Source organism: Paenibacillus haidiansis (assembly GCF_036553665.1).
GTDB lineage: Bacteria > Bacillota > Bacilli > Paenibacillales > Paenibacillaceae > Fontibacillus > Fontibacillus haidiansis.
Genome location: NZ_JAZHPZ010000009.1, coordinates 117967 through 133592, shown reverse-complemented (window position 1 = coordinate 133592; position 15626 = coordinate 117967). Strand labels below are relative to the sequence as shown.

General features: G+C 57.0%; 16 protein-coding genes. 15 read left to right on the top strand and 1 reads right to left on the bottom strand.

The features are described 5' to 3' along the window. Positions 1–8: 8 nt before the first annotated feature. The 13 genes from V3851_RS17725 (at position 9) to V3851_RS17665 (ending at position 12797) form a co-directional block, all read left to right on the top strand. Positions 9–2438 carry an outer membrane protein assembly factor BamB family protein gene (locus V3851_RS17725; protein WP_331847888.1) on the top strand — a complete coding sequence of 810 codons (2430 nt, stop codon included), beginning with the start codon at positions 9–11 and terminating at the stop codon, positions 2436–2438. A gap of 79 nt (positions 2439–2517) precedes the next feature. After that, positions 2518–3468, top strand: a complete 951-nt coding sequence (locus V3851_RS17720) for a LacI family DNA-binding transcriptional regulator (protein ID WP_331847887.1) — start codon at positions 2518–2520, stop codon at positions 3466–3468. A gap of 41 nt (positions 3469–3509) precedes the next feature. Beyond that, complete coding sequence (locus tag V3851_RS17715; protein WP_331847886.1) at positions 3510–4274, top strand: SDR family NAD(P)-dependent oxidoreductase; 765 nt, start codon at positions 3510–3512, stop codon at positions 4272–4274. 218 nt (positions 4275–4492) lie between these two features. Next, positions 4493–5107, top strand: coding sequence for a LuxR C-terminal-related transcriptional regulator (locus tag V3851_RS17710; protein ID WP_331847885.1), 615 nt, complete (start codon positions 4493–4495; stop codon positions 5105–5107). Between the two features lie 185 nt (positions 5108–5292). Beyond that, positions 5293–6330 (top strand): radical SAM/SPASM domain-containing protein, encoded by a 1038-nt coding sequence (locus tag V3851_RS17705; RefSeq protein WP_331847884.1) that lies wholly within the window; start codon positions 5293–5295, stop codon positions 6328–6330. A 12-nt stretch (positions 6331–6342) separates the two neighbouring features. After that, a complete protein-coding gene (locus V3851_RS17700) occupies positions 6343–6633 on the top strand; it encodes a hypothetical protein (protein ID WP_331847883.1) in 291 nt (96 codons plus the stop codon). A 34-nt stretch (positions 6634–6667) separates the two neighbouring features. Next, positions 6668–6811, top strand: a complete 144-nt coding sequence (locus V3851_RS17695) for a hypothetical protein (protein ID WP_331847882.1) — start codon at positions 6668–6670, stop codon at positions 6809–6811. 64 nt (positions 6812–6875) lie between these two features. Beyond that, positions 6876–8147 (top strand): M16 family metallopeptidase, encoded by a 1272-nt coding sequence (locus tag V3851_RS17690; protein ID WP_331847881.1) that lies wholly within the window; start codon positions 6876–6878, stop codon positions 8145–8147. Position 8148: 1 nt separating this feature from the next. Beyond that, positions 8149–9402 carry a M16 family metallopeptidase gene (locus V3851_RS17685; protein WP_331847880.1) on the top strand — a complete coding sequence of 418 codons (1254 nt, stop codon included), beginning with the start codon at positions 8149–8151 and terminating at the stop codon, positions 9400–9402. An 18-nt stretch (positions 9403–9420) separates the two neighbouring features. Then, positions 9421–10461 (top strand): radical SAM/SPASM domain-containing protein, encoded by a 1041-nt coding sequence (locus tag V3851_RS17680; protein WP_331847879.1) that lies wholly within the window; start codon positions 9421–9423, stop codon positions 10459–10461. Positions 10462–10514: 53 nt separating this feature from the next. Further along, positions 10515–10826: a YciI family protein gene (locus tag V3851_RS17675; RefSeq protein WP_331847878.1), complete on the top strand. Its 312-nt coding sequence runs from the start codon at positions 10515–10517 to the stop codon at positions 10824–10826. 2 nt (positions 10827–10828) lie between these two features. Next, positions 10829–12085, top strand: a complete 1257-nt coding sequence (locus tag V3851_RS17670) for an MDR family MFS transporter (RefSeq protein WP_331847877.1) — start codon at positions 10829–10831, stop codon at positions 12083–12085. 37 nt (positions 12086–12122) lie between these two features. Then, a complete protein-coding gene (locus V3851_RS17665) occupies positions 12123–12797 on the top strand; it encodes an MOSC domain-containing protein (RefSeq protein WP_331847876.1) in 675 nt (224 codons plus the stop codon). Positions 12798–12900: 103 nt separating this feature from the next. Here the strand turns inward: V3851_RS17665 and V3851_RS17660 are convergent, their stop codons facing one another. Further along, the gene (locus tag V3851_RS17660) at positions 12901–13899 is read right to left on the bottom strand and encodes a hypothetical protein (RefSeq protein ID WP_331847875.1); all 999 of its coding nucleotides are present in this window, start codon (positions 13897–13899) and stop codon (positions 12901–12903) included. A gap of 239 nt (positions 13900–14138) precedes the next feature. Here V3851_RS17660 and V3851_RS17655 point away from each other — a divergent pair, with 239 nt between their 5' ends. Together V3851_RS17655 and V3851_RS17650 are read left to right on the top strand one after the other, a co-directional pair. Further along, the gene (locus V3851_RS17655; protein WP_331847874.1) at positions 14139–14906 is read left to right on the top strand and encodes a methionine ABC transporter ATP-binding protein; all 768 of its coding nucleotides are present in this window, start codon (positions 14139–14141) and stop codon (positions 14904–14906) included. Continuing rightward, on the top strand, positions 14899–15579 hold the full coding sequence (locus V3851_RS17650) for a methionine ABC transporter permease (protein ID WP_331847873.1): 681 nt from the start codon (positions 14899–14901) through the stop codon (positions 15577–15579). Before V3851_RS17655 ends, V3851_RS17650 begins: the two co-directional genes overlap by 8 nt. Positions 15580–15626 lie beyond the last annotated feature (47 nt).

Here is a 15626-nt window from a genome sequence, read left to right as displayed (position 1 = left end):
TTTCGGTCATGATCGTTGAAGATAAACGCCGGACAAAGCCGGCATTTGCCTATAATACAACATCCGGAGCTCCAAAACCCCGGGGACGGAAAATTTTGTTCCTCGCCCGCTTGATTCTGGCGGGCGTGACGGCAGCGGGAGCCGTCTTGCCGGCACCGCCCACGGTCCAAGCGGATAAGGCAGCTCCCATAGCAACGACGGGAACCGCCCCTCAGTTCGTGCATTCGTCCATTTTATCTGGATCTTCAGCGGCTTTATCCCTGGGCGGTTTGTCCACATCCGGATTATTCCCCACGCTGCCCAAGCAGGGGGATACGTTGACCCTGCGCCATGAGGCGCCGCTTTTTCCGGGCAGGGTCAACGCCAAGAGCGATCCGCGCCGCTTGAACTCGGCGTATTTCGGGCAGGCCGGGGAGCGGATGACGGTACAATCCGTGGCGGGTGAAATGATCTCCGCCCCTACTTACGATAAGGGGACGATCTGGGTCCCGCTGTGGTACTTTTCCGAAGCGTCCGAACAGATGACCGATATCCCGCCGCAATATGTGACCTTGCGTTCCGGAGCCAAGCTGTCGCTCGCACCATCCAGTTCGGTCCGATGGGACAAAGCCGGATACTTCACTGAAAGCCGTCTGGTGGCCATGGCCAAATGGAACGAATGGTACGGAGTGATGGCGACTCCGGCGGCTTGGCATAACGGATATCAGGCTTACCGGCCGATTTTGCTCTGGGTAAACAAGAAAGATATTGAAAGAACGGAAGAGGTTCCGACCCCGTTGCTGGCCCAGGGCTCCGATATGCCGCTGGAAACGGTGCGGGGAATCGTCGACTTGACCTTAAAACAAGGAGATCACGCCGATACTGTAGAAAAACTGCTCGGCCCCCCGGCATTCAAGGAGACCTCGGAGGATTTGCAGATGGAAGCGGGCCAGACTATGATTCTAGGGCCGGCCTGGAGATATGAACGCCGGGATGCCCAATTTAGAGTCTCCTTCCTGCCTTCCGGCGAACTGGCGCGTACGGAGTGGACCATACCCGCAAGCGGCGAGCCCCACCATGTTTATTCCGGAGATAGTTATATGTTTACTAATAATTATGCCGTCACTCCGCTGCCGCGGACGCTCGACATCGCTCCCGAATGGAAGAACGGGGGGACGTTGGGCTTTACTTATCTGCTCGGCGCAGGAAGCGATGTTCTATTGCTGATGGGCGACGACGGCGGCTTCAGCGGCATGCATTACAATTCTTCGCTGTATGCCGTCGGCAGAAGGGACGGGGAGACGTGGTGGCGGCTGGACGCCGGATTCGGAGGGATGAGCGCGGCCTTGGAACAGTCGGGAGAATACGCCGTCGTCTTTACCTCCTACAGTCCCGAGAAAGGGAAATACGAAAATCGGGTACGCCGGATCCGGCTGTCGGACGGGGAGACGATGTGGGAGCGGAACTACGGGGACGATAGCCAGATGGGCATGTGGGCGGCCGACAATTCCGTCGTTTTGCTGGCTTCGAAGAATACGGCGGAAGCCGGCAAGGCGGAAACGGCGGTAATAAGCGTGCTCGACGGCAATACGGGAAGAGAAAGATGGCACAAAACTGTCGGCAATAGCGCGCAAATCCTGAATAAGGGAGCGAATGATCCCTTTGTGCTTGTCCGGGAAAAAGGCCGGCTTACGGCGTATGAGCCCGCTACGGGCAAACAGGCGTGGCAGCTTCAGGCCGAAGGCGAGCAGAAGCCGGATTATTCCTTTGAGCCTTATTTTGCCGGCGGGGCCAGGATCGATCCCTTTGCGGGTCCCGATGCCGATCGGCGTTGGATTCTGCTTGGGAGTACTTGGAAACTGTTGGATTTAAAAACGGGCAATATCCATGGGGAATATCCTTATGTACCGGGCGAGCGGTTCGAGGTGTTAAACGAACGGTATTTGCTGGTCGAGCATCCGCTGGACAAAGCGGACTATTACGGCGCGGAGCGGTTCGAGACGCGGCTGTACGATGTGGCGGAAGGGCGGACCAAGTTCAGCATCCCGGGAAAAGGCGCCAAAGGAACGCTTGCGGACGGAACGCTATATCTTGTCGTCGACGGCATCCCGACAGCGGTCGAGATCGGCTCAGGCAACGTATTGTGGCGGATGTCCAACAACGCGGCGCCGGGGACCGACTTGTCGCGCTTCGCGGCGGGCAGCTTCGCGGTGCTGGATCAAACCGTGCTGTACCCGTTCGGGTCGGATCTTCTGGCGCTCGACAAGCGGTCGGGGGCTGTCCTGGGACGGTTGAGGGATGTCAGAACGGGATATGCCGAGCTCCGCGAACAGGAAACCCGCGGCGGGACGCTGAACCTGTCCGGAGACGAGCTGTATGTCGGTACGGCGAACGGCGGATTTTTCCGCTTCGGCGCTGCGGCCTTGGAACGGGAGCTGGGGCGGATTTCAAAGGAATGACCGTAAATGGTCATTCCGCAAGCGGAATAAGGTATACTATTTTTATAGCAACGCATAAATGTTGGGGAGAACTGGCTGTATGGCAAACATTCAGGACATCGCGAGGATGGCCGGGGTGTCGGTATCGACCGTATCCCGGGTGCTGAATCGCCATAAATACGTTTCGGAAGCAAAAAGAGCGGCGGTCCAAAAAGTGATCGATGAAATGAACTACACGCCCAACCGAAGCGCCGTCGATTTAATCCGCGGAGAGACGAAAATCATCGGGGCGATCATTCCTTATACGAACAATCAGGCCTTTGACCAGATGCTGCACGGAATCCTGAACCGGTCCACGGAGAAGGATTATTCCATCATCGTACTGCCGAGCAAATACAATCCGGATAAGGAAATCGAATATTTGTCCATGCTGAAAAACAAATTGCTCGACGCGATGATCATCACTTCGCGGGCCAATCCCTGGGAAGCGATCATCCCGTTCGCCGCCTTCGGATCGATCGTTTCCTGCGAATATACCGAGCATCCGGAGATCGGCTGCTCTTACTTGGACCGGTACGCTTCTTACCTGGAAGTATTTCAATTATTAAAAGAGAAGGGGCATCGGCGTGTTGCTTTTACCTCGGCGAGGGGAAGCGAAAGCAACAGCACGCGGCAAACGATGGCCGCCTATGAGCAAGTGTTCGGAAAGCCGAACCCGGAGTACCATGAGCTGGGCTGTTTCAGCTTCGAGGACGGGTATCGGGCGGGCGAGCGGCTGCTGGGTCTGAATCCGCGGCCCACCGCGATATATGCGAACGGTGACGAGGTGGCCGGAGGGATTTACAAGTATGCGAGGGCGTCAGGACTGAGCATCCCGGGCGATCTGGCGATTATCGGTCAGGAAAATCAGCCGATCGGCGTCTCGCTGGAGTTGTCGACGGTCGATCATCAACTGGTGAAGGTAGGCGAACAAGCCTTCGACCTGGCGATGAACAAATCCAGAGAGAAAGTGGAAATGCCGTACAAGCTCATTCACCGCTCTTCCATATAAACACTTTTACATAGGATCATGAACCGAGAGGAGATTACAACATGTTAAATATCGATTTGACGGGAAAAATTGCGCTGGTTACGGGGGCCACCGGCCAGCTCGGCCGGGTGATGACGCGGACGCTCGCCCGGTGCGGAGCGCAGGTCGCCATCCATTATGTGAGCAACGAATCCAAAGCGCGCGAATTGCTTCAGGAGATCACGGAAGCGGGCGGCCGGGCGATGATCGTGCAGGGTGACATTACCAAAGAGGCCGACATCCGTAGCATGAAGGAGCGGATCAAAGCGGAGCTCGGAGACCCCGATATCGTCGTGGCGAACGCGGTCGTACAATACGAGTGGACTTCCGTCCTGGAGCAGGCGCCGGAGGATTATGTCAGCCAGTTCGAATCCTGCGTCCTGCAGAATGTCTTTTTGGCCAAAGCCTTTATTCCGGCGATGACGGAACGGGGCTGGGGCCGGATGATCGGCATCAACACCGAATGCGCCATGCAAAATTTCCCGCACCAATCCGCCTACACGGCCGGAAAACGCGGAATGGACGGCGTTTACCGCGTGCTGGCCAAAGAGGTCGGGGCGCATCAAATCACCGTGAATCAGGTGGCTCCCGGCTGGACGATCAGCGAAAAGGATCGCGGCATGGAGGATCTGAACGACGCCTCCTATGTCGAACAGGTGCCGCTGAAGCGCAGAGGGACGGATCAGGATATCGCCAATGCGGTCGCCTTTCTAGCCTCGGATTTGGCATCATTTATTACCGGGGCCTACATCCCGGTTAACGGCGGCAATGTGATGCCGGCGATTTAAGCGGGATTCTCCGCGCTCAAAACCTCTTGCTCCCCTTATAAGGAGAAGCAAGAGGTTTTTTATTTTGACGGATTCTATGAATTTCCGACAAAATACCCCACATTCCACCCCTTACTTATATAGTAAAAGTTTGTTATTATGGGAAAAAAGATACATTGGACGAGAGGCAATACGATAATATCGGTAAGCGAGTTTGATCCATTCGAGGAGGGAAATTTATGAACTCTGTCGGTCAACTGGAAAGCCCGAAAGACTCTGAGGTTTGGATCAAAAAACTGCCCAATTCCGCTTTTGAAATCGATGCGGACGGGTTCATTGTTGCCTGGAACGCCGGAATGGAGCAATTGACCGGAATCGGAGCCGGGCGAACGCTCGGGGTACCCTGCAGGGAGCTCTCCCTGTTTTGCGATGCCGGGGGGAATTGCGTATGCGACCGGGAATGCCCGATCCACCGGGCGGCGAAGAACATAGGCAGTTATCTCGGGAGGCGCAACGTGTACCTGAATGTACAGAACCGGAAGATTCCCGTGGCAAAGACCGTATTTATTAACCGGGGATCGGAATCGGCCGGCCGGGTGATCCATGTCGTTCTTGAACGAATCCAGGGCGTTAGGCCGTCGTTTGGGCTTACCCCCAGCGAAGTGCGGGTGCTGCGGTATATGTGCCAAGGCTATTCCACGGAGGAAATCGCCGCTGGAATGAGCATTACCTATAACACGGTCCGCACGCACATCCGTAATGTGCTCGGTAAGCTGGGCGTCCATAAGCGGACGGAGGCCGTTTCCCTCGCAATGGGCGAGTATGCCAAGATGCCGCTGGGCGGGGAAAGCTGAAACGTTCGATTTTAAATAAAATTATTGGTAATGAAACATACCGCTCGGGGGATACCCGGGCTTTTTTTGTTTTGTTAATAAATGGGTCATCTACTTCAAATGGACGATGAGAGGAGCGCGGGGCTGTGCTACGTTAAGGATAGCTGGAGCGATCCGGCGCCATCTGGCGGAAGGAGGATTTGACTGTGAGTGTGCTTGCAACAATTCAGGATGATTTTAAAGCCCCGTTCTATCTGGTCTGGGAAATTACGCTCCGATGCAACGCAAAATGCGTGCACTGTTATTCCGGAGCGGGACAACCCCACCCGATGGAGCTCTCTACGGAAGAAGCGTTAACCGTAGTCGATCAGCTGGCCGAGGCGGGCGTATTGATCCTGGGGCTGTCCGGGGGAGAGGCGCTGCTGCGTCCCGATTGGATGGAGATCGCTTCCCGCGCGAGTGAGCGCGGCATGATGGTGTCCGTCGGAACGAACGGCGCGGTGATAAACGATGCGATGTGCGACAAATTGAAGCGGGCGGGGATCCAAAGCGTATGCGTCAGCATCGATGGCGCTACGGCCGAGGTCCATGAGCAGGTACGCCTTGTACCGGGGCTGTTCGCCAAAGCGGTGGCGGCCGTGGAATGCCTGGTTCGCAACCAGATCAGCGTCACCGTCGGTTATACGCCCACGAGGCTGAACTTCCGGGACGGTAGGAATGTGGTGGAATTAGCGGCGCGGCTCGGCGCAAACGGCGTGAATTTATCGGAATTTATTCCGACGGGCCGGGGAGACCGGGAGCTTGCCTTAACACCGGAGGAGCTGAAGGGCGTCATCGAAGAATGGATTGAAATGCAGCGGGAGTATGCCGGGACCATGAAAATTTACTGGCATGACTGCCGGGTCGCGTTGATGCTGCCGCCTAAAGAAGGCGCGCAGTATATCGGCTGCGGGGCCGGCCGCGTAACCGCGAGAATTACGGTCGACGGCAATGTGACTCCTTGCGTGACACTGCCGATGTCGGCGGGGAATCTGCGGGAAGCGTCTTTTTCCGATATATGGAACCGTTCTCCGATGCTTGCCGATATCCGCGACCGTAAGTCGAAAACCGTGGGCAACTGCGGTACCTGTGAACACAAATACGTTTGCGGCGGCTGCCGGTCGGCCTCTTTGGCCTATTACGGGGACCCGGCGCTCGGCGACCCGTACTGCTGGATCGTGCCGGAAACCGCCGCGGCACTTTAGAAGGAGGGCGTGATGAACGAGATGAACCCGAACAGCGTTGTAAGCCGGGCCCCGGGGGTCGTGACCCGCAAAGAGGAGAACCGGAAGTTCATTGTATATAATCCGGCCACGGATGAGATCCACCTGCTGCAGCCTGTGGCCTACGCTATTTTGAAATTATGCGAATACTCCTTTGAAGTTGACAAGCTTACTTCGATCGCTTGCGAGGAAATTCCGGCTTTACACTGCGATGAAGGCAGGCTGGCGGTTTGGAAGCTGCTGGAGAGACTGGAGCAGCGGAAACTGGTAACCATCGCGGACTGATCGTCTCCTTAGCCGGGAAAGGAGGTGAGAGATCATGGAACAAACCAAGGAATTGCTGCTGGAATCGGCACGGGCCTCATTATCCGAAATGAAAGAATGCGATTTGCTGTCGGCAGTCGACTACATGGATATTGTGGATTTGGGCGAGCTGTCGCTGATTGCCTGGCGGGTAATCTGACCGGCGAAAGGGACCTCTCTTCGCGGGAGGTCCTTTTCTCACCCCATTTCTAGGAGTGATGGCAATGGAAAAAGACGGAGTTTCCTTACGGCAATTAAGCAACGGGCTTACCGTGATTGCGATGCCTTTACATGATATAGAAACGGTCTCCGTCGGCCTGCTTGCGGGAGCCGGAGCGAGGCTGGAGCGCCCCGGCGAGCTGGGCGGCTCGCGCGTGCTGGAGCATTGGATCTGGGACGGATTGTCCGCGGGCCTGGCGGAACTGGGAGTCTACAAAAAGTCGGCGCCGAATGTCGAGTGGACCCGTTTCTGGGCCACGACGCTTGCGCCCCATTTCGCCGGCCTGCTGCGGTTTATACTGCAAGCGGCGTCGTCGCCGGGACTTGCGGAGCATTCCTTTGCGGCATACCGCTCGCTCGCCGCGCATCAGGCTGCGGTTCGGGAAAACGAACCGCAGGCAAGCGCCGCCGACCTCCTCCGCCAGGCGATGGCCGGCGACCACCCGGCCGCCAGGCCGGCTTACGGCCAAAGCGGCCATTATACGCATCTTGACCCGCACACAGTCCGGGTCGTCTTTGAGCGGCTGTATCATCCCGCCAATTGCGTGCTGGCCGTTGTGGGGAACTATCCGGCCCGGCAGTTGGAGGAAGAGCTGGATATTTGCCAAGAGCGATGGAACGGTGACGCTGCGCTCCAAGCGGCAAGCAAGCTGACGCTCGGGCCCGCGCCGCAATGGACTCCGGGAGTCGCCGCCAGGGAGCGCGAAGCCAACCAGGTTCATCTGGCGCTCGGCATCCCGGCGGTTCCTTACGACGATCCCGCTTTTTTCCCGGTGGCGGTTCTGGCCCAAATTATCGGCGGCGGCGACGGGTCCCGACTGTACCAGGAGCTCCGGCAGCGCCGCGGGCTTGTTTATCAAATCCGCAGCAGCGTGACCTCTTTCCGGGACAGCGGATTGATGACGATCCAGCTTGGTTCCCGCCGGGATTCGGCGCTGCAGGCGCTGGAGCAAATCCGCTTGGAGCTGGAGTGCCTGGAGCGGCTTGGCGTGACCGAAGCCGAGGTCCAAACCGCGCGGAATCAGCTCATCCGGCAAATGGTGATGCGTTCCGAAAGCACGGTCGCCCGCATGAATACGCTGTTGACTTCCGGATGGTACCCGGAATATCCGCGCAGCCTCGCGGCCATGCGCCAAGCGATCGAGGCCGTCACGGTGCAGCGGGTTCGCGAGGTGATCGAGCGCTTTCCGCTGAGCGGTTCGTTCGGCATAGCAAGCGTGGGGCCGCTGGCGGAAAGTGAACTGAAAGCGGGCGCTGTCTATGGAGGGGGAAAGTAGGATGACGATGCAGCAATCGTTGGAATTGCCGAACGGAGTTCGCGTTCTGCTGCACCGGATGCCGTCGAGTGCAACGGTGTCGGCGTGTTTTTACGTACTCAGCGGTGCCCGGGACGAAACGCCGGCGCAAACGGGGGCGGCCCATATGCTGGAGCATATGCTGTTCCGGGGTTCGCGGCTTTACTCGGATGAAGCGATACGCAGAGCGATGACGGAAACCGGCTCGGATATGAACGCTTTTACTTCTTGGGAGCAGACATGCGTATATGCGCGGATGCTGCCGGAATATTTTGACGGCGTGTTTGCGATGGTGAACGACATGGTCCGGCACCCGCGGCTCGATAACGGTGATTATGCCGTCGAGCGGAGTGTGGTGCAGGAGGAATTGGCCAGGCAGCTGGACGAGCCCCGAAGCCGGATGCTGCAGGAGCTTCACCGCATCGGTTATGCCGGCAGAATGGGCGGCAATCTGATCGGATACCGGAAGGACCTGGAGGCGCTGGAGCTTGACGAACTGCGGGCATTTCATCAAGCGCATTACGTTCCGGGCAATACGCTCGTCATCATCGTAGGAGCCTTCACGGACGGGCAAATCGAGGCGGCTCTCCGTATCCTGAATGCCTGGACAGAGGCCGGTGGTGTCCCCGCGGCGGAACGGTCGGCGCTGAAGCTTGGCCCGGACCGGAAATCGCGGCTGAATGACCGCATGTTCCGCAAAGGAACTGGAATTTGGGGCTTTGCTCTGCCCCCGCTGCAAGGGGAGGGGCATTATGCGGCTCATTTGCTGTGCACGCTGCTGGGCGACGACAACACGATGGGCTCGCGGCTGGAGTCGGCGCTGGTGCGGGCGCGGCTTGCGGAGCAGGCCAATTCGGTATACACCTCTTACACCGGAGGCGGAATGTTGAAAATTTACAGTACCTTTCCGGGCGGAAACGATGAAAAGGTAAGGGAAGTATTGCATAAGGAGCTGCAGGCTTTACGGGAAGGAAGCATAGAAGAGACCGAGCTTCGGCGGGCCAAAAACAAAATGAAAACCCAACTCGCGGTGGATGCTTCCACGACCGACAGCAGGATGATTTCGATGGCGCAGGCCTGGCTTCCCGGCAGGAGGATGGTCACCCTGCAGGAAGTGCTGGCAAGAATCGACGATTTAAGTAAAAACCAATTGGCCGGTATAGCCGATTATCTGCTCGCGGAGGAGCCGTATGAAGTGATCGGCGAACCGATACGGGAGCCGGCGAATCCAGTTTAAGCGAAAGGAGAGGGTTCCATGGAGCTGATTCTCCGTTATCCCCTGCATATCGTATGGGCGGTAACGAATTTATGCAACGCGCACTGCGTTCATTGCTCCTCCAGTGCGGGCTGCCGGATGCCCGGCGAGCTGGAGACGGAAGAGGCGCTCGGCCTGATCGATCAACTGGCTGATCTCGGCTGCGTGGATTTGGCCCTGTCGGGAGGCGAGGCTTTGCTGCGCCCGGATATCGACCGGATTATTTCCCACGCCGTCAAGCGGAATATGCAGGTCGGGCTCGGCACCAACGGTTGGTGGATTCAGGGGGAGCGGGCGCGCGAGCTGAAGCGGCTGGGGCTTAGCCGCGTTCAAATCAGTCTCGACGGGCTTGGGGAGGTTCATGATACCGTCCGGGGCTTGCCGGGACTGTTCGAGAAAGCGACGGCGGCGATGCGGGCTTGCCGGGAGGCGGGGCTGCAAACGCATGTATGTTTTACGCCGCACAGGGGGAATGTCCAGGATTTGGAGCGGGTCATCCAATTCGCGTACGATCAAGGCATCCATCTGTTCAACCTGTCCCAATTCGTTCCGGTTGGTCGGGGCAGCCAGGAGATGGATCTCTCGCCGCAGGAATGGAAAGAGATCGCCCGTCTATGGGCCCGCAAACGCCGGGAATATGCGGGACGCATGAAATTTACGAGCCATTTGGCGCAAATGGCACTGGTCGATCCGGCGCTGGCGCGCCAAGGCGCTTTTCGCGGCTGCCAGGCGGGGGCGGGGCAGGGCTATATCGCCCCCGACGGCACGGTGACCCCGTGCGTGATGCTGCCGATCGCGATCGGCAACGTGAAGGACAAGCCTTTTCGCGAAATATGGGACGAATCGCCGGTAATCGGGGATTTGCGGGACCGCGGCAGGCTGGAAGGCAAATGCGGAACCTGCGCGATCCGGGAGCGGTGCGGCGGCTGCCGGGGCGTGGCTTATGGCTACTATCAAACTCATCTGGCCGAGGACCCGCATTGCTGGCTCCCTGCCGAAGCGGCGGCCGCCGGGAGAGAGACCGCAGAGACGCAGGTGTAAGCAATGTAAAGGAAACTGATCCGAACAATATTTGAAAAAGGAAGCGATTCTTCATGTATATAACCCGAGACGAGGATATCCGTTACGTCATTTTATTGTCCGTCATTCCCGGTAAGGAAATGTCGGAGGAGCTGATCCGGGCCCATGTCGGCCATCTGAAGGAACTGGACCGTCAAGGCAAACTGGTGCTGTGCGGACCGTTCACCGATTACCGCGGCGGCATGGTTATTATCAAAGCGGCCGGCTATGAGGAAGCGAAGGCGGTCGCCGAAGCGGACCCTTATGTACAGGCCGGGGTGGAGTCTTACGAACTGCGGACGTGGGAATTGTCCTGCGAAGGCAATAATCATATGGGAATGGGCTAATTATGAGACGATTTTTCTCTTCCTTGTCCCAATTCGACGCCGTGATCTGGATCCGCGTGTTCGGAACCGCCTTGTGCGCGATGACCACCTTTATGCTCCGCCCTTTTTTCGTATTTTATTTGTCGGACAAGCTGGAAGGCTCCGTGCTGCTTCCGTTAATGATCGTCGGTCTTCAGTCTCTCGCCGGAATTGTGCTGAGCTTTTGGGGCGGAGGATTGGCCGACCGTTACGGACGCAAGCCGGTAATGCTGGTCGCCCTGTTGATACAGGGACTATGCATGCTCGGCTTTGTTTTTACCGACCGGGTTTGGGAATTCGCCGTACTGTCGATCATCAACGGGATGGGGATGCCTATGTTTCTGCCGGCCGCCAATGCGCAGGTTGCCGATGTCGTGCCTCCGGAAAAACGCGGGGAAGTGTTCGCCCTCATCCATACGGCGATCAATGTCGGCGGAGCGGTCGGCCCCTTGTTGGGGCTTCTTATCTATACGTGGAATCAGAGCACCGTATTCTCCGTCTCGGCGGCTTCGTTCGCCTTGTTTGCCTTCTTGGTGTGGTGGAAAGTGCCGGAGACGATGCCCGCCCGTTCGGAGAAAGACAGAAAGTATCAAGCCGAGCCTTCGCCCAAGGTTACATTTCGCGGCCATCGCCTGTTGTACTGGTTCACCTTGTTCACGCTGCCGGTGGGCGTACTGTATTCCCAAGTGGAGACGACGTTTCCGCTGCATCTGCAGGCGAATTTTGCCAACGCCTCGTCCCTGTTTGCGATTCTGATGACGATCAACTCGGTGGTGGTCGTGGCGGCGATGGTATGGGTTGCGAAAAAAACGGAGCACCGTACGCCGCAAATGATGATTTTGCTAAGCTATTGTTTGTTTGCGATCGTCAGCTTCGGTTACGGCTTCGCCCGCCATTTCTATATTCTGGTTCTGATCGAGCTTATTTTTACGGTGGCCGAAATCATCGGCATGACCCACTTGCAAAAATACGTCTCTATCATCGCCCCGTCCGATATGCGGGGGAAATATAACGCCATCTTCGGAATGTATATGCAGATTCCGAAGCTGCTCTCTCCGGTGCTGTTCGGCCTTTTGTTTGAATATTACGGCGGCGGCGTCATGTTTTCGGCGGTCGCTTTGCTGCTGCTCTTGTCCGGTCCGGCGCAGTACCGTTTGATCCGGAAATACCGCAAAAAAGAGGAGCCGGCGCAGCCCCCGGCGGATAAAGGCGTCGTGCTGGCAGATGCTCCGCAAGGATAGCGCGGGTCGGAACGGTGAAAAGGAGGCTTTGGCGAGCATGATCAAATTGTTGTCGGTAAACATAGGGCAGCCCAAAAGATTGGTGTATGAAGGCAAGGAGGTCATTACGGCGATTCAAAAATATCCCGTACAGCACGAACTGCGGCTGACTCCGCTGAATCTGGAGGGAGACGTCCAGGCCAACCGGCTGCGGCACGGCGGCCCGAACAAAGCGCTCAGCATGCACTCCGCCGAGCATTACCGTTATTTCGCCAAGGTGCTGAATCAGGACCTGAACTATGGAGATTTCGGCGAAAATATGACGGTGGAGGGAATGACGGAAAACGAGGTGTGCCTGGGGGATATTTTCTCGTGGGGCGAAACGTTGATCCAGGTTACCCAGCCCCGACCTCCCTGCCATAAACTGGCCAAAAGGTTCGCTTCTCCCGGGCTGCCGCTGTGGTTTCAGGAAACGGGTTATACGGGCTTCTATCTGAGAGTGCTCCGGGCAGGAACGGTAAGCGTCGCCCAGCCGTTTGCTTTGAAGGAGAGACATCCGGCGGGAATTACGCTGGAGAGCGTGAACCGGGTTTTGTACCATGACCGGATGAATATGGAGCTGATTTCGTCCATTCTGGCGGTCGAAGAACTGTCGGCCAGCTGCAGAATTACCCTGGAGGAGCGGCAACGGGGAATCGACAATGATTCCGAGCGGCGATGGATCGGGGGCTGATCCATCGCCGGTTGCCCGCCATTAAACATAAAACAGGTTGATGAACGCTATGTAGCGGTGCATCAACCTGTTTTTCATTTATGAATCCGAATTCCCGGTAGAGTTACTCCGTGCCCAGCGGTACCAATTCGCCGCGCAATTGCTCCAGGGAAGCGGTCAGTTTGTACTGCCCCTTGGCGGCTTCATCCATGAATTTCCGCAAATTCTCCAGCAGCGGGCTCGCGCCGGAATTTGCCCCCGCAAGCGCCGATTCGTAAGCCTTTTGCGCTTCCGGGTCCATTTTTTCGTCTTCATAACCGAACAAAGGGGTATTGTTTGCTCCGTAAAAGATCGTCGTCTTGTAATTCGCAAACAGCAGCTTCGCTTCCTCGATGCGCTCGGAGTCCGGGTATTTCAGGGTGAAGGCCTCGGCTGAGAGCCCCCGGTTCACAAGCTCTTCCCAGCTGACGACGAGAGCGGCATCGGCCAGGGAACGCTGTGCGGATTCCTTCGTCTTCAGTTCCAGATAAGCGGCCACGTCCTCAGTAGCTTTTCCCCCAAACTCGGCCAATTTCCGGTAATCGGGGTCCGGGTTGAACATGCCTTCGACCGTCGCCAGCATATAGCCGCTATCCCGGGTTTCGGTCAGCAGCGATTTCAGGTCTTCGTCCGGCGCTTTATCGATCAGCTCATCGAAGGTATCGCCGATTTCGTATATTTTGGCGATTCGCTCCTGCATATCACCTTCGTAAAAGCTGTCCACCCGGTCCGAAAATTGCTCCATCTGGGCCTCTTCCAGCGCAAGCAGCATATGGGAGACCTGCTCCTTGTTAAGCTCATCGGCATGCTCGGCGACAAACCGGAACGCGTCCGGGAGCTTCCCGCTCTCTTGCAGCAGGCTGTCGAATTCGGCGACAAGCTGCGGCGAGCCTGATCCCTCCGCAGCATCACCCCCAGGATTTACAGCGGCATCGTTATTTTCAGTCCCGGAGTTTTGCGTATTTTCCTGAGACGGAGTGTTATTGGGTTTTTCGGAGCCGGACGGGCCGGAGCATGCGGTGAGTGCAAGTACGGCGGATATGGCCAAAGCAATCGTAACCCGGCGTTTATTTATTGGGGTCATCTTAATTCCCTCCCTGAATGTCATATGGTTTGTGTACCTTTAAAACGCAGTATCTAAACGGAATGTTTCATTTTTCATGTATTTTACAATCGGGATAGTGCTAAATGGGATATTACAAAACAATATATTTGGTGACACAGGGAATATTTTAGTCTATAATCAAAAGAAAAATTTTATTGTAACAGTTGATTTGAATTATTAATACAATTGATTCGGGGCGAAAGGTCGGGGGTGGACTAATGATTTCGCTTCAAGAGGTTAGCAAAAGCTATCCGTCCAAGGACGGGTTGTTCGCGGCTGTTCGCTCGGTTTCACTTACGATCGCGGAAGGGAGCATCCACGGGATCATCGGCCCTAGCGGAGCGGGCAAATCGACGCTGCTGCGCATGATGAATGTGCTGGAGCCGCCCGATCAGGGAAGCGTCATTGTCAACGGGCAGGATTTGACCCGGCTTCCGGAAAGCGGCCTGCGGCTGGCCAGGCGGTCCATCGGCATGGTGTTTCAGCAGTTTCATCTGCTGCATAACCGGAGTGTGAGCGGGAATGTATCCGTTCCGCTGGAGCTTGCCGGCATCGATAAAAAGCTGCGCAAGGAACGCGTCCTGGAGTGCCTGCGATTCGTCGGATTGGAGGAGAAGGTCGGGCAATATCCGGCCCGGCTCAGCGGCGGGCAGAAACAGCGGGTGGCGATAGCAAGAGCGCTGGCACACCGCCCGAACGTGCTGCTCTGCGACGAGCCGACCTCCTCGCTGGATCCGGCCACGACGGCGGAAATCCTGGAGGTACTCCGCCACATCAACGAAACGCTTGGCGTCACGATCGTGATCGTAACGCACGAGATGGAGGTCGTCAGAGAAATCTGCGATTACGTGTCCGTAATGGAACAGGGGCGGCTGACCGACGGCTTCGCTCTGGAGAAACGGGAGCGGCCGGGCCGGGAAACGGCCCGGCGGACTCCGTCCTACCGGGAGCAATTGCTCGGGAAGGCGGGGATGCGGGATGTTTGATTTTGCTCTGATGCTGGAGAAATTCATGGAATACCGCGCTCAAATCGGCGAAGCGGTCGGGGAGACGTTTCTGATGGTCGGCATCTCGCTGGCGGCGGCGGTCCTGCTTGGGCTGCCGCTCGGAACGATGCTGTTTCTCACCGCCAAGGGCCAGCTCCGTGAGAACCGCACCTGGTCGGCGATCCTGAACGGATTCGTGAATGTGGTCCGGTCGTTCCCGTTCTTGCTGCTCGTCGTTTTCATGATTCCCCTGACGCGATTTCTCGTCGGGACGGCGATCGGAACGGTCGCGGCTTCGGTACCCCTGGGGGTTGTCTCCATCGCGATTTATGCCAGGCAGGTGGAGCAATCGCTGCTCGAGGTGCCGCGGGGTGTAATCGAGGCGGGACTGGCGATGGGCGCTTCGAAGCTGGAGATCGTTTACAAGTTTCTTTATGTGGAAGCACGCTCGGGGCTTGTGCTCGGCCTGACCACCTCAACGATCAGCTTCATATCGTACTCCACGGTCATGGGCGTCGTGGGCGGCGGCGGGGTCGGCGATTTCGCCATCCGTTACGGTTATCAGCGGTTTGAGACCGAATTGATGGCCGCGGTCATCATTCTGATGATCATTTTGGTACAGTTGATTCAAGTTGCCGGCAGCATGATTTCAAGATGGCTGGACAAAAGGTAACGCGGAAAAAGAGACTTGAAGTTGAGAAAAAGTTATAGAAATCAAAT